Source organism: Pseudonocardia sp. DxW (assembly GCF_058448985.1).
The window spans coordinates 246,705-263,498 of sequence record NZ_JBZFLK010000002.1; the positions used below are offsets into that span (position 1 = coordinate 246,705).

A 16,794-nucleotide genomic window follows, 5' to 3' on the forward strand; every position below is an offset into this window, starting at 1 on the left:
GCGCCCCGGCCAGGACGCTAGCAGAAAACAGTCAGAGTTGACTGTGACGCTCGGTGCGACCCGCGTCACCCGCCGCCGGGCCTACGATCATCGTCGTGACCAGCACGTCCTCCGTCCTGACGACGGTCCTCGCGGACACCCCCGGGACCGCGCCGTACTGGCCGGTCCGGGTGGGGAGCCCCGGTGAGCGGCCCGGGCCCAGCCTGGCCGACCTGGCCGGCGCCGACCTGCTCGGCGAGGCGATCGCCGCGATGGACGCCGAGCTCGACGGCGGCGCCGCACTCGCCGCGCAGACCCTGCTGGCCCGGCTGGCCGGCCCGGCCGCCGGCGTCCCCGCGGAGCTGCTGTTCCGGTACGGCCGGGTCCCGGTGCCCGATCCGGCCCGGATGTGGTTCGTGACCGGAACCGGCGGCGCCCGGACGGCGCCGCAGCTGGTCCTGGATCCGGGCACCGTCGTGCTGGTGCTGCCCGATGATCCGCTGGCCGGCGCGGCCGGCACCGAGACGGTGCCGGACCGCGACCGGCTCCGCGCTCGGCTGGTGGAGTGGACCCACCACGCGTTCGGCCCGGTCGTCGAGACCGCGGTGGTGCTGTCCCGGCGCGGGCGGCGGGCGCTGTGGCAGGTGGTCGCCGACCGGCTGGGGAACGGCTTCCTGATGTCCGGGCGGGCGAGCGGGCAGCTCCCGGCGGCCCGCGCCGAGATCGAGACGACCCTCGGCGACACCGGGATCCGGCCGCTGCGGCTGCGGCCGGACTGGCTGGAGATCGAGCACGAGGGCACCGTCGAGCTGTTCCGCCGGCGTGCCGTGTGCTGCCTCTACTACAAGTCCCGGGTGCACGGCGAGGTGTACTGCGCGACCTGCCCGCTGCTGTCCCGGGAGGAGTCGATCGACCGGTTGCGGACCGCCGTCGCGGCCCGCGACCGGTGATCAGCCCAGCGCCGCGCTCAGCTCGCGCAGCAGCAGCTCGGCCCCGAGGTAGGTGCCGCCGTTGTAGACGGCGTTGGGCAGCGGGAGCACCCGGTTCGCCCGCACCGCGGGCAGCCGCTCCCAGAGCGGGTTCGCCATCAGGTTCTCGACGCTGCTGGGGCCGCCGGCCCGGTCCGGTACGACCAGCAGGTCACCGTCGGCGACCGGCAGTTCCTCGACGCCGAAGCTGATGTAGCCGTGCTCGGACGGCTCGCCGCGGCCGGCGCCGTCGCGCACGGTCAGTCCGGCCTCCGCGGCCACGCTCCCGCCGAAGGCACCGGAGCCGTCGATCCGGAACGCACCGTCGCCCTGCCCGCGCAGGAACGTCACCGACCGTCCGCGGGCGGCGTCCGGCACCGCGGCCAGCGCCGACCGGTACCGCTCCCGGACCTGCTCGGCCTCGGCCGCCCGATCGGCCGCGTCGACGGTCGCGTCGAAGGCCGCCTTCCAGGCCGCGTTCGACGCCCGCTCGACGACGACCGTCGGCGCGATCGCCGACAGCTCCCGCAGGTGCTCGGCGGCGGACCGCTCGACCAGGACGAGATCCGGGGCGAGCCCGACGATCGTCTCCAGGTTCGGGGCGTCGGCCAGCCCGACCGAGGTGATCCCGTCGATGTCGGTGCCGTCGGGGAGCTCGCCCGCGTAGGCGCCGAGCCACTCCTCGTGCCCCTCGTGCGCACCCACCGGGACCAGCCCGACCGAGGCGAGGTGCCCGGCCAGTGCCACCCCGAGGGTGACCAACCGCTGCGGGCGCACCGGCACCGTGACCGGCCCCTCCGCCGTCTCGACGACCCGGTCGGCGCCCGGGCCGCCCTGGTCGGTGCCGGTGCCGCAGGCGGACAGCAGCCCGGCGCCGGCGAGCACGGCGAGGAACTCCCGGCGGGTCGCCGCGGTCACCGGGGCGGGGGCAAGCGCACTGATCATGCCCGCAGCACATCAACCGGGCCGGGGCCCGGGCAAGGTAAGCCTCATCTCCCCCGCCCGGGCGGCGGGGTTCAGCGCAGCACGGCCCCGTGCCGGGCGCCGGCCTCGGCGACCGCGGCGTCCCGGGCCGCGTTGGCCTCCTCGCCGGTCAGCGTCCGGTCGTCGGCGCGCAGCCGCAGCGAGAACGCCAGCGACCGCTTGCCCTCGCCGACCTGGTCGCCGGTGTAGACGTCGAACAGCCGCACCGACTCCAGCAGCTCCCCCGCCCCGGCGGTGAGCGCCTCGGCGAGGTCCGCGGCCGGGACCGCCCGGTCGGCGACGAGCGCGACGTCCACCGCCACCGGCGGGAACGCCGACACCCGCGGCACCGGCAGGTCCTCCCGCAGCTCGATCGCGTCCAGGTCGATCTCGGCGGCCGCGGTGCGGGCCGGCAGCCCGAACGCCTCGACGACCTTCGGGTGCAGCTCGCCAGCGTACCCGACGACGGTCCCGGTGCCCGCGACGACCAGCTCCGCGCAGCGCCCGGGATGCCACGGCGCCCGCTCGGCGCGGCGCGGGCGCAGCTCCACCCCGGCGGCGGCGACGGTCAGCCGGGCCGCCTCGACGGCGTCCTCCCAGGTCGCCGGCCGGCCCGGGCCCCACCAGCCGCGCGGCTCCCGGTTCCCGGCGAGCACCACGCCGACGTGCACCGGCTGGGCGGGCAGCGCCGCCCGGATCGCCGCGTACTCCTCGTCCGAGGGGCGCCCGGTGACAGCCGGGTCCGGCATCGGGGGCGGGTTCTCCTGCGGCTGCACGACCTGCGCGATCGTGTACAGCGCCAGATCCTCGCTGCCGCGGGACCGGTTGCGCACCAGCATGTCCAGCAGCCCCGGCAGCAGCGTGGTGGCCAGCCGGGAGCGCTCGGCGTCGAGCGGGTTGGTCACCGCGACGGTGCGCCGGCGGTCGTCGTCCACGGGCAGCCCGAGATCGTTCCAGACGGTGTCGGAGACGAACGGGAACGGCAGCACCTCGACGTGGCCGGCCTCGGCCAGCGCCCGGGACACCGCGCGGCGCCGCAGCTGGGCGGGGGTGAGGCCGCGTCCGGCCGGTGCGGTGGGCAGCACCGAGGGGATCGTGTCGTAGCCCTCCAGCCGCAGCACCTCCTCGACCAGGTCGGCGGCCATCCGCAGGTCCGGACGCCAGGTCGGCGGGGTCGCCACGACCACACCCTGGCCGTCGTCGCCGGTGTCCAGCTCGACGGTGCAGCCGACCTGGGTCAGCCGCCGCACCGTCGCACCCCGCGGGTAGGCGACGCCGGCGACCCGGTCGGGGAGCGACAGCGGCATCCGGACCGACGGCACCGGCGGGATCCGGCCCTCGTCGGTGCGGCCCCCGGCGATCGTGCCGCCACCCAGCTCGACCAGCAGCTGCGCGGCCCGCTCGGCGGCGACCGGCGGCAGCGCCGGATCGACGACCCGTTCGAACCGCCGGGACGCCTCGCTGGGCAGCTTGTGCCGCCGCGCGGCGCGGGCGATCACCGGCGACGAGAAGTGCGCGGCCTCGATCAGCACGTCCACCCGGGGCGCGCTGCCGTCGGCGGCCGGCGGGAGGTCACCGGGCGCCGGGATCTCGGTCGACGCACCGCCCATCACCCCGGCCAGCCCGATCGGGCCGGAGTCGTCGGTGATCAGCAGGTCGTCGGGATCGAGGCTGCGGGTCTGCCCGTCGAGGGTCTCCAGCTTCTCCCCCGCCGCGGCCCGCCGGACCTCGATCGGGCCGGACATTCGGGACGCGTCGTAGCCGTGCAGCGGCTGGCCGAGATCGAGCATCACGTAGTTGGTGACGTCGACGATCAGCGAGATCGGCCGCATCCCGGCGGACAGCAGCGCCCGCTGCATCCACCAGGGGCTGGGCGCGGCCGGGTCGACGCCGTCCACCCGGCGCACGACGAACCGCGCGCAGCCCTCGGTGTCGGTGATCCGGACCGGCCAGGCGTCGCCGTCGGCGTCCGCGACGGTGACCCGGGTGGCCGGGTCGGTGTAGTCGAGGTCCAGCGAGGTGGCGAGCTCGCGGGCGAGCCCGCGCACGGCGAAGCAGTACCCGCGGTCCGGGGTGACGGCCAGCTCGACGACCGGCTCGGTCAGGCCGAGCACCTCGAGCGCGTCGGCGCCGGGCTCGGCGGTGCCGGGCGGCAGCACCAGGATGCCGGTGTGGTCGGCGCCGAGGCCGAGCTCCTTCGCCGAGGCGATCATGCCGTCGGAGGTGCGGCCGTAGGTCTCCCGCCGGGAGATCGCGAAGCCGCCGGGCAGCACCGCGCCCGGCTCGGTGACGACGACCAGGTCGCCGACCGCGAAGTTCTGCGCGCCGCAGATGACGTGGCGGTGCCGCGGCGTGCCGTCACCCTGGTCCTCGAAGTCGACCCGGCAGTACCGGATCGGCTTCTTGAACCCGGTGAGCTCCTCGATCCCGGCGACCCGCGCGACGGTCAGCGGGCCGGTGATCTCGGGCGCCGGGTGGATCTCCTCGACCTCCAGCCCGACCCGGACGAACGCCTCGCCGATGTCCTCGGGGCGCGCCGGAAGCGCCGCCGGGTCGATGTGCCGGGCGAGCCAGGACGCGGACACTCGCACTGCTCAGAACTCCTCGGTCGGAAGGATCGGTTTCAGATGCCGAACGCGGCCGAGAAGCGGACGTCGCCCTCGACCATGTCCCGCATGTCCGGGATCCCGTTGCGGAACATCAGGGTCCGCTCGATGCCCATGCCGAAGGCGAAGCCGGAGTACTCCTCCGGGTCGACGCCGCTCGCGCGCAGGACGTTCGGGTTCACCATCCCGCAGCCGCCCCACTCGACCCAGCCGGGCCCGCCCTTCTTCTGCGGGAACCACAGGTCCACCTCGGCGGACGGCTCGGTGAAGGGGAAGTACGAGGGACGCATCCGGGTGCCCGCCTCCGGGCCGAACATGGCCCGGGCGAACGCGTCCAGGGTGCCCCGCAGGTGCGCCATGGTCAGCCCGCGGTCCACGGCCAGGCCCTCGACCTGGTGGAACACCGGGGTGTGCGTGGCGTCCAGCTCGTCGGTGCGGAAGGTCCGGCCGGGGCAGGCGACGTACACCGGCAGCTCGCGGTCCAGCAGCGAGCGGACCTGCACCGGCGAGGTGTGCGTGCGCAGCACCATCCCGGAGTCCTGGCCGCGCTCGGCGTCGCCCAGGTAGAAGGTGTCCTGCATGGTGCGGGCCGGGTGGTCCTTGCCGAAGTTGAGCGCGTCGAAGTTCAGCCAGGACGCCTCGACCTCGGGGCCCTCGGCGATCTCCCAGCCCATCGCGACGAAGATGTCGGCAATCCGCTCGGACAGCTGGGTGATCGGGTGCCGGGCGCCGCGCGGGCGGCGGTCGGTGGGCAGCGTGACGTCGACGGTCTCCTCGCGCAGCACCCGGGCGTCGCGCTCGTCGAGCAGGGCGGCGCGGCGCTCGTCGAACGCGGCCTGGGCCTCCTGGCGGGCGGCGTTCACCCGCTTCCCGGCGTCGGCGCGCTCCGGGCCGGGCAGCTGCCCGAGCGACCGGCGGGCCATCGGGATCGGTGCCCGGTCCCCGAGGTGGGCCGGCTTGACGGCGGCCAGCGCCTCCAGGTCGGCGGCGGCGTCGAACGCGGTGCGCGCGGCCTCGACGGCGGCCTTCAGCACGTCCGGGTCCAGCGGGCTCTCGTTCACGGCGTCGTCACTCATGGTGTCCCGATCGTAGAGGGCGGCCACCACCCGGTTTCCCGCAGGTCGACGGGTCGCCGGGGGCTCGGGCCCGGACCGGCTCAGCCCCCGGCGACGCCGGTCGGCCGGTCCAGGGCGGGCGCGACACCGGCCCGGGCGCCGACCGTCGCGTACAGGCAGATCGCCGCGGCGGTGGCGAGATTCAGCGACTCGGCGCGGCCGTGGATCGGCACCCGGACGCGGTGGTCGGCGGCGGCCAACAGCTCGGGCCCGGCACCGTGCGCCTCGTTGCCGAGCACCCAGGCGACCGGGCCGGCGAGCAGCGGCGTCGTGGCCGGGTCGTGCAGGTCCAGCTCGCCGCGGCCGTCGGCCACCAGCGTGCTCAGGCCGGCGGCCCGGCAGGCGGCCAGCACCCCGGCGGCGTCCCGGTCACGGGCCAGCGGCAGGTGGAAGACGCTGCCGGTGGACGCCCGCACGGCCTTGCCGTTGTGCGGGTCGACGGTGTCGCCGGCCAGCAGCACGGCGTCGCAGCCGGCCGCGTCGGCGACCCGGATCACGGTGCCGACGTTGCCGGGATCGGAGATGCCCGCGCACACCGTGACGAATCCGGGGACGCCGGCGAGCGCCTCGGCGACCCCGACGTCGAGCAGGTCGCAGACCGCGACCAGGCCCTGCGGGGTGACCGTCTCGGACAGTCCGGCGGCGGCCCGGTCGGTGACCGGCAGGATGCGGACGCCGGCGTCCCGGGCGGCCGCGACCAGCTCCGGATGGCGCTCGGCGGCCCCGGCGGTGACGAACAGCTCGTGCACCGGACCGGCGGCCAGCGCCTCCCGGACGGACTGCACCCCTTCGACGAGGAAACGCCCGGCCCGGTCGCGCCCGGCGCGGCGCAGCAGCTTGCGGGCGGCTGCGACGCGCGGGGTGCGCTCGGTACCGGGCGTCGGGCCCTCACCGGAGCCGCTGTCGGTCACCTCAGGCCGCGGAGCCCTGCTCGGTGCCCGACGGCAGGTTCTCCTTGGCGATCTTGACCAGCGCGGCGAACGCGGCCGGGTCGCTCACGGCGATCTCGGCCAGGTTCTTGCGGTCGACCTCCACCCCGGCGGCCTTGAGGCCCTGCACGAAGCGGTTGTAGGTCATGTCGTTGGCGCGGGCCGCGGCGTTGATCCGGGTGATCCACAGCTGCCGGAAGTCGCCCTTGCGCGCGCGACGGTCCCGGTAGGCGTAGTTCATGGAGTGGAGCATCTGCTCCTTGGCCTTGCGGTACAGCCGCGACCGCTGCCCGCGGTAGCCGGCGGCCGACTCCAGCGTGGTGCGGCGCTTCTTCTGGGCGTTCACCGCGCGCTTCACGCGTGCCATGGGTATCTCCTGGGGTGGTGCGGCGACGTCCTGCGCGGGGCGCGGGTCGCCGGATTGAAGAAAGGGGGGCGGAAAGTCAGCGGCCGAGGAGCTTCTTGATGCGCTTCACGTCCGGCTTGGCGACGTCGACCACGCCCGACAGGTCACGCTTCTCCTTGCGGGACTTGACCTCCAGGCGGTGCCGCAGGCCGGCCTGCTGACGCTGCAGCTTGCCGGAGCCGGTGGTGCGGATCCGCTTCGCGGTCCCCTTGTGCGTCTTGTTCTTGGGCATGACGTATCCGTTCGGTGTCGGCCCCCGGCGGACCGGGGGTCGTTGCGGGTACTGCGTGTCCTCCCCGCCCGCGCACCGGGCGGGGAGACCCTCACGCCTCGGCCTCGGCCGGGGCGTCGGTGGTGGCGGTCGCCGCGGTCTTGCGCGGCGCCGGCTTCTTGGTCGGCGCCAGCACCATCGTCATGTTGCGGCCGTCCTGCTTCGGCGCGGCCTCGACGACGGCGATGTCGCCGATGTCCTCCGCCAGGCGCTGCAGCAGCCGGTAGCCCAGCTCGGGCCGGGACTGCTCGCGACCACGGAACATGATCGTGACCTTGACCTTGTTGCCGCCCTCGAGGAAGCGGCGGACGTGGCCACGCTTCGTCTCGTAGTCGTGCTTGTCGATCTTCGGCCGGAGCTTCTGCTCCTTGATCACGGTGAGCTGCTGGTTGCGCCGGGACTCCCGGGCCTTCTGCGCGCTCTCGTACTTGAACTTGCCGTAGTCCATGAGCTTGCAGACCGGCGGGCGGGCCTGACCGGCCACCTCGACCAGGTCGAGGTCGGCGTCCTGCGCCAGCCGGAGGGCGTCCTCGATGCGCACGATCCCGACCTGCTCACCGTTCGGGCCGACGAGACGGACCTCGGGCACGCGGATGCGGTCGTTGATGCGGGGCTCTGTGCTGATGGGGTCTCCTGAGTAACTCGCTGTGTCGCTACTACCTGCTGTTGCGCCGGCGACGACAAGCGAAGACCCGTTGATCGGCCGATGACACACACCTGTGCCACGAGGCCAGACCATGGACCCGGACACCGCTACGATCACGGCGTGGGTGGGAGCGGGGCTCCACTTGACGCCCGGAACACACGAATCAACGCGATCCCGGGTGGTCGCATTCCCGAGAGTAGCAGCCCGGTCCGGATCCGGTCGGGCGGGGCCCGCCGACGGGGAGGCGGTGACCGCACGGACGGTACCGCCGACCGTGTCGCGTCCGGGCCTGCCCGGTTCTTCCGCGGTCGTCTCGTACGGTCCGTCGTGGCCGGTCACGGCCGTCGACGGAGCTGCTGGAGGGAGGTGCGCGGTGCCCAGCCGACCCGCGCTGTCGGTGTGTGTCCCGGTCCACCAGGGCGCCCGGTACCTGGAACGGACCCTGCGCAGCGTGCTCGACCAGGACGCCGATCTCGAGGTGGTGGTCCGGGACAACGGCAGCACCGACGGGTCGGCGGAGATCGTGCGCGGTCTCGACGATCCGCGGATCCGGCTGGTCCGGGTCGAGGAGACGGTGCCGATGGCCGAGAACTGGGCCCGTACCGTGCAGCTGGCCCGGGCGGACCTGGTGAAGATCCTCTGCGCGGACGACCTGGTCGCCCCCGGCGCGCTGCGGGCGCAGATCGACGCGCTGGCCGCGGACCCGTCGCTGGCGCTGGTCGTCGGGCGCACCGACATGATCGACGCCGACGGCCGGACGCTGTTCCCGAACCGGCACGTCCCCCGGTCGCTGCTCGGCACCCGTCCGGCGGCGGAGGTGCTGCGGGCGGTCGTGCGGCACGGCGGCAACCCGATCGGCCCGTCCGCCGCGGTGACGTTCCGGCGGGCGCACTACGACGCCGTCGGCGGGGTGGACGGCCGCCTGCTGTTCACGATGGATCTCGACCTGTGGGTCCGGCTGCTGCGGCACGGCGGCCTGCACGGCTCCGCCGGCACCGCCGCATCGTTCCGGATCCACCCCGGCTCGGCGTCCGCGGCCGCGACCCGCGCGGAGTTCGCGGTGCAGCGGGCCTTCACCCGGCAGCTGATCCGGGAGGCCGAGCCGGTGATCCGCCGCCGGGACCGGGTGATCGGGGTGGCCGGCTGTTATGCGGCGCTCGTCCGCCGGTACGGGCTGTTCGTGCTGGGCAACCTGCGCCGCCGCGTCCCGGCCCGCGCCCGCCAGCACGCCTGACGAGCGGCGCGGGATGCGCCGGCACCCCGATCGGCACCGCCCGCATCCCCGCTCGGCACCGCCCGCATCCCCGCTCGGCACCGCCCGCATCCCCGCTCGGCACCGCCCGCATCCCCGCTCGGCACCGCCGGCAGCCCCGCTCGGCAACCCGGTTCGGCGACCCGGCCGGCAGGACCGGCTCAGCAGGCCCGGCTCGGAACCTCCGGCCGGGGCCGCTCAGCTCGCCGCGGAGGCCGCCCGTCGCCGGGACACCGCCGGCGCGGAGGACGCCGCGCCCTTGGTGCCCTTCGCGGCGGCCGCGGTGCGCCTGCGGGCCGGCTTGGCCGGCGTGGCGTCCGGGGTCACGAGATCGCGCAGGAACCGGCCGGTGTGGCTGTCCGGATGGGCCGCGACCTGCTCGGGCGTGCCCTGGGCGACCACCGTGCCACCGCCGGACCCGCCCTCCGGGCCCATGTCGATGATCCAGTCCGAGGTCTTGATGACGTCGAGGTTGTGCTCGATGACGATCACCGTGTTGCCCTTGTCGACCAGGCCCTGGATCACCGCGAGGAGCTTGCGGATGTCCTCGAAGTGCAGGCCGGTGGTCGGCTCGTCGAGGATGTAGACGGTCCGGCCGTTGCTGCGCTTCTGCAGCTCGCTGGCCAGCTTCACGCGCTGCGCCTCGCCGCCGGACAGGGTCGGGGCGGGCTGCCCGAGCCGGACGTAGCCGAGGCCGACGTCGACCAGGGTCCGCAGGTAGCGGGCGATCGAGGTGATCGGCTCGAAGAACTCGGCGGCCTCCTCGATCGGCATGTCGAGCACGTCGGCGACGGTCTTGCCCTTGTAGTGGACCTCGAGGGTCTCCCGGTTGTACCGGGCGCCCTTGCAGACCTCGCAGGGGACGTAGACGTCGGGCAGGAAGTTCATCTCGATCTTGATCGTGCCGTCGCCGGTGCACGCCTCGCAGCGGCCGCCCTTGACGTTGAACGAGAACCGGCCCTCGGCGTAGCCGCGGACCTTCGCCTCGGTGGTCGCGGCGAACAGCTTGCGGACCTTGTCCCACACGCCGGTGTAGGTGGCGGGATTGGAGCGCGGGGTCCGCCCGATCGGCGACTGGTCGACCCGCACCAGCTTGTCGAGCTCGTCGATCCCGTTGATCCGGGTGTGCCGGCCCGGGACCTGACGGGCGCCGTTCAGCCGGTTCGCCAGGACCGTCGCGAGGATGTCGTTGATCAGGGTGGACTTGCCGGAGCCGGACACCCCGGTGATCGACACCAGCCCGCCGAGCGGGATGTCGACGTCGATCCCGCGCAGGTTGTGCTCGCGCGCCCCGATGATCGACAGCTTGCGGGAGTGGTCGAGCTCGCGCCGCTGCGGCAGCGGGATCGACCGCCGGCCGGACAGGTAGGCGCCGGTCAGCGAGGTGTCGTGCGACTCGAGATCGGCGACCGGGCCGGAGTGCACGATGTACCCGCCGTGCTCGCCGGCGCCGGGGCCGATGTCGACCGCCCAGTCGCAGGCCCGGATGGTGTCCTCGTCGTGCTCGACGACGATCAGCGTGTTGCCCAGGTCGCGCAGCCGGGTCAGGGTGTCGATCAGCCGGCGGTTGTCCCGCTGGTGCAGCCCGATCGACGGCTCGTCGAGCACGTAGAGCACCCCGACCAGCCCGGACCCGATCTGGGTGGCCAGCCGGATCCGCTGCGCCTCCCCGCCGGAGAGCGTCCCGGCGGCGCGGTCCAGCGACAGGTACTCCAGACCGACGTCGAGCAGGAACCCGAGCCGGGCCTGAATCTCCTTGAGCACCGCGCCGGCGATCATCGCCTGGCGGTCGTCGAGAACCATGCCGTTGAGGAAGTCGGCGCACTCGGCGACCGACATGTTCGAGACCTGGGCGATGGACCGCTCCCCCAGGTCGCGGTGCGGCATCGTGACCGACAGGACCTCGGGCCGCAGCCGGGAGCCGCCGCAGGCCGGGCACGGGATGTCGCGCATGTAGCCCTCGTAGCGCTCGCGCTGCGACTCCGACTCGGTCTGCTCCAGACGCCGCTCCAGGAACGGCATGACGCCCTCGAAGTTGGCGTAGTACGAGCGCTCCCGGCCGTACCGGTTCCGGTACCGCACGTGCACCTGGTCGTCGCTGCCCTGCAGCACCGCCTTCTGCGCGGCGGCCGGCAGCTTGCGCCACGGCGTGTCCATCCGGAACCCGATCGCGGTCGACAGCCCGGACAGCAGCCGGCCGAAGTACTCGGCGTTGTGCCCGGCCGACCAGGGTGCGATCGCCCCGTCCTGCAGGGAACGGTCCGGATCCGGCACGACGAGCTCCGGATCGACCTCCTTCTTGATGCCGAGACCGGTGCAGGCCGGGCAGGCGCCGTAGGGCGAGTTGAAGGAGAAGGTGCGCGGCTCCAGGTCGTCGACCGCGATGGTGTGCCCGTTCGGGCAGGCCATCCGCTCGGAGAAGCGCCGCTCGCGGACCGGGTCGTCGGCCGGGAGATCGACGAAGTCGAGCACGACCAGGCCGTCGGCGAGGCGCAGCGCGGTCTCGACCGAGTCGGTGAGCCGCTGCTTGGCCGTCGCCTTGACCGAGAGCCGGTCGACGACCACCGAGATGTCGTGCTTCTCCTGCTTCTTCAGCTTCGGCGGGTCGGACAGCTGGTGCACCGTGCCGTCGACCAGCACCCGCGAGTAGCCCTGCGACTGCAGGGTGGAGAACAGGTCGACGAACTCGCCCTTGCGGGTCCGCACGACCGGCGCGAGCACCTGGAACCGGCTACCCTGCTCCATCTCCAGCACCTGGTCGACGATCTGCTGCGGGGTCTGCTTCTCGATCCGCTCGCCGCACTGCGGGCAGTGCGGGATGCCGGCACGGGCGTAGAGCAGACGCAGGTAGTCGTGGATCTCGGTGATCGTGCCGACGGTCGACCGCGGGTTGCGGTTGGTCGACTTCTGGTCGATCGACACCGCGGGCGAGAGCCCCTCGATGAAGTCGACATCGGGCTTGTCCATCTGGCCGAGGAACTGCCGCGCGTAGGCCGAGAGCGACTCGACGTACCGGCGCTGCCCCTCGGCGAAGATCGTGTCGAACGCCAGGCTGGACTTGCCGGAGCCGGACAGCCCGGTGAACACGATCATGCTGTCCCGGGGCAGGTCGATGTCGACGCCCTGCAGGTTGTGCTCGCGGGCGCCGCGGACGACCAGCCGTGGACCGCCGGGGACCGGCGACGCACCCGGGGACAGGGTGCCGCCGACGTCCGGGCGGTCGGTGCTGTGGTCGCTCACGATGCGCGCCTCCTGGCTGGCGAGGGTCGTCCCAGTTCCGGATCCGATGCTAGGCCGCACCCCTGACAGGAACGCGACGAGCGGGCCTCGCAGCGGCCGTCCCTCGGTGGATGCACGCCGCCACGCGCCGGTCGGTACACCGTGCACGATACTCGTACGCATGTTCGACCGGACGGGCGGGGGACGGCCCCCGGACGGCGTCGGGCGGGCCGCAGCAGGCACCGGCGGGTTCGCCCCACCGCGGCGGGCGGTACAGGCCGCTACCCTCGCGCCGTGGACGTCCTGGAGAACTACACCGGTCACACCGATCCCGGCGGCGCCGCGATCCGCCGCGACCTGGACCGGCTCAGCATCAGCAAGATCTCGGTCGGCGAGATGGACAACAACGCCTACCTGCTCGTCTGCAAGTCCTCGGGCGAGGCGCTGCTGGTCGACGCGGCGGCCGAGCCGAGCCGGATCGCCGACCTGATCGGCGCCACCGACGAGCGCCCCGACCTGCGGCACCTGGTGACCACGCACCGGCACCACGACCACTGGCAGGCACTCGGCGCGATCGCCGGCATGTTCGAGCCCCGGCTGATCGCACACCCGGAGGACGCGCCCGAGCTCCCCGCGCCGATGGACGAGCTGGTCGGACACGGCGACCGGATCGCCTTCGGCGAGATCGAGCTGGAGGTCATTCACCTGCGCGGGCACACCCCCGGCTCGATCGCGCTGCTCTACCGCGGCGACGACCGGCCGCACCTGTTCACCGGGGACAGCCTGTTCCCCGGCGGGCCGGGCAAGACCTGGTCGGCGGAGGACAACGTGCAGCTGCTCGCCGACCTGGAGGAGCGGGTCTTCGACGTGCTGCCCGACGAGACGTGGTTCTACCCGGGGCACGGGGACGACTCGACGATCGGCGAGCAGCGCCCGGGGCTGCCGGAGTGGAAGGCGCGCGGCTGGTAGCCGGCTCCCAGCACCGTCCGCGTTTCGGGGCCGCCTATGCCGTGTAGGCGGCCCCGAAGGCTGTCGTGAGCAGCACACCGGGGCCTTGACCAAAGGGAGGCCCGGCCCGTGCACCATCCTGCCCGCCATCCCCGCGCCCGCAGCACCGCGGCCACCTGGCCGAGCAACCGCGCCCGGCGCAACCGGCTCGCGCTCGCCGCCGCCGCGCCGAGTCCGGCCTGGTCTGCGCGGAGTGCCTGGCCGAGATCGACGGACCGAGGCGCGGCTGGCGGGTCTGCGAGGCTGCCTGGCCCGCCGCCGCACCGACGTCCTGTTCGCGATGCTCCGCGACCACGCGCTCTACGCCCCACCGACGGCCACCGAACCCGATCCGGCCCTCGCCGCGGCTTGACAACCACATAGAGACATCCCCCGGTCAGGTAACCCTCGAACGGGTGTGTTCGCGCCGGAATCGCAACTATGTTGTTCGCTCGTCGCTCCGGTGCGACCACCCGGCGCGCGGAGGATGCATTGCGTGCAGCAGAACTGTGCTGCAAATCACACTCAGCCGACCGTGTCGCCCCGCTGATGATCCTGGCGGCGACCGGGAGCCCACGGCCGCGGTATCACGACGTGTGCTGCGCTGGCCGTCCGATCGCGGACTCCAGGGCCTGCTCCTCGCTCGTCACAACCTCGACGCCGACAGCCAGCAGCCCCAGCTCCAGCCCCTCCCCGACGGTCGTCTCCGTCGTCCCGTCTCCTACTGCGCATTAGTCAGGTTGCGTGTATCCATCCCGGCACTATGCCGCTCCGTCCGATTGACCCCACACGGGCGACAGCATCCGCAGCGCAGGCGGGTCGTTCGGTTTACGGCGCGACCTGCAGCCTGGACAGGGGGCCCAGCGTCCGGCGTGACCATCTCGCCGTGGTTGACGTTCCTGATCATGGTCGCGGCCGTCGTACCCTTCGCCTGGTTCACGGTGCGGCCCTGGTCAACGTGTCCGTGCTTCCGGGGCGAGCGCACCCATCGGCACCCGCAGAACCGCCGCTTCGTCTGTCGCGGCACCGCCTGTGCCGACTGGGGAACCCTCGAACGGCCCGGCCGGCGGACGCTCCGCCGGCTCACCGGCGGCCGGGTGTTCCGCGAGCCGTTGGCCCGGCCGATCGAGGCCAGTCCTCCGCCGGGGACGCACCGCTGTCCGGCGGTGATCGTTGGCCACGCACCGGCCACGGTTCCGGCCGGCCGGAACGCCCGATCACCCAGCGGCGACGTACGGGGCGGGGATGAGCACCGCCCCGCCCAGGCCGACCGACGGAGTGATCGATATGCAGCCCGGACCGCCCCGCAGCAGCCGGCTCACTGGGTGAACCCACCCCCGCCCAGACCTCGCTCGGTGTGGTCGTGGGTGCTGCTGAGTGCGGCGATCGCGGTCGTCGTGACCGCCGTCGTCACGACGCTGACGATGATGCTCGTGCGGCCCGCGACCCCGGAGAACCCGGACCCGATGCAGGTCGCAGCTTTCACCCAGCACGTCGGCACTGACCTCTACGGGCGTGGCATCTGGACCGACGACGCCCTGCTGGAGATCGGCCTGACCGTGTGCGACATGAGCACCGAGGGGCTACCCGAGGCCCAGCAGATCGACCGGCTCCAGTCCCGATGGGGCGGCCTCGACGACTTCGAAACGATCACGCTCATGCACCACGCCAACCCTCGGCTCTGCCCCGGCACTGTGCCGTGACCACGCCGACGGACCGCTGTGCTGGACGGCCTGCGCCCGGTGCGCCGCCGGCGGGGTGCACCGGCGGATCACCCGGGACGCCGGGCTCCGGCTCGCCCGCAAGCACGCCGGAGCGGGCCAGGCGTAGCCACGTCAGCCGACGGCGCGCGCCGCCCGGTTCGCCCTGACCATGACGAGGACTCGGACGACGAGAACGACCAGGGTGAAGCCGGCGCCCACACCCGCCGTCACGATGCCGGTCGGCCACCCCGCCGGCGGCGCCGAGATCGGTAATGCGATGCACACTCCCACCAGCACGTAGCCAGGTCTGCCAGCAGTAATACCTGCCCCGCGCTGGATGCGCTCCGGCCGGCGGTCCGCACGGCCGCGCCCCGGCCACCGATGTCGGCCGTGGACCCGGGCGGCACGACCGGCCCGATGGCCCCGCAGATCGGCACACTCACCGATCCCGGTCACCCCCCCGGCCCCTGCATGGCGGTGCGCGCCTGCTCCACGGCGTCGACGATCCCCTGATAGCCGGTGCACCGGCAGATGTTCCCCGACATCTCGGCCCGGATGGTCTCCCGATCGGCGTCGGGCCGGGTGTCGAGGAGATGGCAGGCCGACATCAGCATGCCCGGGGTGCAGAACCCGCACTGCAGCCCATGGCAGGCGACGAACGCCTCCTGCACCGGGTGCAGCCCGCCGTCCGGGCCCTCCAGTCCCTCCACCGTGCTGACCGAGGCGCCGTCGACCTGCACGGCGAACATCAGGCAGGCGCGCACCGGCTCCCCGTCGACCAGGACGGTGCACGCGCCGCAGACACCGTGCTCGCACCCGAGATGGGTGCCGGTCAGACCGCACTGGTCGCGGAGGGTGTCGGCGAGCGTGCGCCGGGTCTCGACGTCGAGCTCGAACCGCTCGCCGTTCACGCTGACAGAGATCCTCATCGATGCTGCTCCCGGTCGGAGTCGAACTGTTCGAGGGCGCGGCGGGTCGTCTCCGCGGCGATCGCGCGGCGGAACTCGGCCGAGCCGTGCAGGTCGGCGGTCGGTTCGAGCTCGGCGGCCGCGATCCGCGCCACCTCGTCCGCGGGCCGCCGCTCGGCGAGCGCCCGTTCGGCGGTCGTGGCCCGCCGCGGGACCGACGCGACACCGCCGAAGGTGATCCGGGGCCCGCCCTCCACCTCGGTGACCACCGCGGTCACCAGGGCGAAGTCGCCGTGCCGGCGGGCGAACTCGGCGAAGCCCCATCGCCGCGGCCGCGGGAAGCGGACCGCGGTGATCATCTCGTCGTCGTCGAGCGAGGTCACCAGAGCACCGACGAACAACTCCTCGGCGTCGATCTCCCGTACCCCGCGCGATCCGGCGACGGTCACCGACGCACCGGTCGCGACGGCGACGACGGGCAGCTCGGCGGACGGGTCGGCGTGCGCGATGCTGCCCCCGGTCGTACCGCGGGACCGGATCGCCGTGTGCCCGATCCAGCGGGCGGCCTCGGCGAGCAGCGGGTGCTCGGTCTGCTCCAGCAGCCGGCTGTGCCGTACGACGGCACCGACCTCGACGGCGTCGCCGACCCGGCGGATCGAGGACAGACCGGGGACCCGGTTGACGTCGACGAGCACTGCCGGGCGGGCCAGTCGCAGTGCCAGCACCGGGACCAGGCTCTGCCCGCCGGCGAGGATCTTGCCGTCCCCCGCGGCCGCCCCGAGGACCTGCACGGTCTCCTCGACGCTGCTCGCACGGACGTAGTCGAACGCGGCGCACTTCAT

Annotated in this window: 15 protein-coding genes; 5 read left to right on the plus strand and 10 right to left on the minus strand. The window is 73.7% G+C overall.

Features of this window, described 5'->3' with window-relative positions; translation table 11 throughout:
- The first annotated feature begins 95 nt into the window (after nt 1-95).
- A complete protein-coding gene (locus tag ACVJO7_RS03955; protein WP_491671755.1) occupies nt 96-929 on the plus strand; it encodes a (2Fe-2S)-binding protein in 834 nt (277 codons plus the stop codon).
- Here ACVJO7_RS03955 and ACVJO7_RS03960 read toward each other — a convergent pair whose 3' ends face one another.
- From ACVJO7_RS03960 to infC, 7 genes are all read right to left on the minus strand, one after another.
- Nucleotides 930-1,892: an ABC transporter substrate-binding protein gene (locus ACVJO7_RS03960; protein WP_491671756.1), complete on the minus strand. Its 963-nt coding sequence runs from the start codon at nt 1,890-1,892 to the stop codon at nt 930-932.
- Between the two features lie 71 nt (nt 1,893-1,963).
- The gene (gene pheT, locus ACVJO7_RS03965) at nt 1,964-4,501 is read right to left on the minus strand and encodes a phenylalanine--tRNA ligase subunit beta (RefSeq protein WP_491671757.1); all 2,538 of its coding nucleotides are present in this window, start codon (nt 4,499-4,501) and stop codon (nt 1,964-1,966) included.
- Between the two features lie 32 nt (nt 4,502-4,533).
- On the minus strand, nt 4,534-5,592 hold the full coding sequence (pheS, locus tag ACVJO7_RS03970; protein WP_344026193.1) for a phenylalanine--tRNA ligase subunit alpha: 1,059 nt from the start codon (nt 5,590-5,592) through the stop codon (nt 4,534-4,536).
- Nucleotides 5,593-5,672: 80 nt separating this feature from the next.
- Nucleotides 5,673-6,542, minus strand: a complete 870-nt coding sequence (locus ACVJO7_RS03975) for a TrmH family RNA methyltransferase (protein WP_491671758.1) — start codon at nt 6,540-6,542, stop codon at nt 5,673-5,675.
- A gap of 1 nt (nt 6,543) precedes the next feature.
- Nucleotides 6,544-6,927 carry a 50S ribosomal protein L20 gene (rplT, locus tag ACVJO7_RS03980; protein ID WP_085912172.1) on the minus strand — a complete coding sequence of 128 codons (384 nt, stop codon included), beginning with the start codon at nt 6,925-6,927 and terminating at the stop codon, nt 6,544-6,546.
- A gap of 76 nt (nt 6,928-7,003) precedes the next feature.
- Nucleotides 7,004-7,198, minus strand: a complete 195-nt coding sequence (gene rpmI / locus ACVJO7_RS03985; RefSeq protein WP_344026198.1) for a 50S ribosomal protein L35 — start codon at nt 7,196-7,198, stop codon at nt 7,004-7,006.
- Between the two features lie 91 nt (nt 7,199-7,289).
- Nucleotides 7,290-7,862: a translation initiation factor IF-3 gene (gene infC, locus ACVJO7_RS03990; RefSeq protein ID WP_344026365.1), complete on the minus strand. Its 573-nt coding sequence runs from the start codon at nt 7,860-7,862 to the stop codon at nt 7,290-7,292.
- Between the two features lie 394 nt (nt 7,863-8,256).
- Between infC and ACVJO7_RS03995 the strand changes: the two genes are divergently transcribed.
- Entirely contained in the window at nt 8,257-9,117 is an 861-nt protein-coding gene (locus ACVJO7_RS03995; protein ID WP_491671759.1) for a glycosyltransferase, read from the plus strand.
- A gap of 216 nt (nt 9,118-9,333) precedes the next feature.
- Here ACVJO7_RS03995 and uvrA read toward each other — a convergent pair whose 3' ends face one another.
- Nucleotides 9,334-12,333, minus strand: coding sequence for an excinuclease ABC subunit UvrA (uvrA, locus tag ACVJO7_RS04000; RefSeq protein ID WP_491671933.1), 3,000 nt, complete (start codon nt 12,331-12,333; stop codon nt 9,334-9,336).
- Between the two features lie 315 nt (nt 12,334-12,648).
- Here uvrA and ACVJO7_RS04005 point away from each other — a divergent pair, with 315 nt between their 5' ends.
- The 3 genes from ACVJO7_RS04005 (at nt 12,649) to ACVJO7_RS04015 (ending at nt 15,044) form a co-directional block, all read left to right on the plus strand.
- Nucleotides 12,649-13,323, plus strand: coding sequence for an MBL fold metallo-hydrolase (locus ACVJO7_RS04005; RefSeq protein ID WP_344026202.1), 675 nt, complete (start codon nt 12,649-12,651; stop codon nt 13,321-13,323).
- A gap of 232 nt (nt 13,324-13,555) precedes the next feature.
- Nucleotides 13,556-13,714, plus strand: a complete 159-nt coding sequence (locus tag ACVJO7_RS04010) for a hypothetical protein (protein WP_491671760.1) — start codon at nt 13,556-13,558, stop codon at nt 13,712-13,714.
- Nucleotides 13,715-14,708: 994 nt separating this feature from the next.
- Nucleotides 14,709-15,044 (plus strand): DUF732 domain-containing protein, encoded by a 336-nt coding sequence (locus tag ACVJO7_RS04015; RefSeq protein WP_491671761.1) that lies wholly within the window; start codon nt 14,709-14,711, stop codon nt 15,042-15,044.
- Nucleotides 15,045-15,496: 452 nt separating this feature from the next.
- On the opposite strand, the gene ACVJO7_RS04020 is transcribed toward ACVJO7_RS04015, so the two are convergent.
- Nucleotides 15,497-15,973: a (2Fe-2S)-binding protein gene (locus ACVJO7_RS04020; protein ID WP_491671762.1), complete on the minus strand. Its 477-nt coding sequence runs from the start codon at nt 15,971-15,973 to the stop codon at nt 15,497-15,499.
- The gene (locus ACVJO7_RS04025; RefSeq protein WP_491671763.1) at nt 15,970-16,794 is read right to left on the minus strand and encodes an FAD binding domain-containing protein; all 825 of its coding nucleotides are present in this window, start codon (nt 16,792-16,794) and stop codon (nt 15,970-15,972) included. Before ACVJO7_RS04025 ends, ACVJO7_RS04020 begins: the two co-directional genes overlap by 4 nt.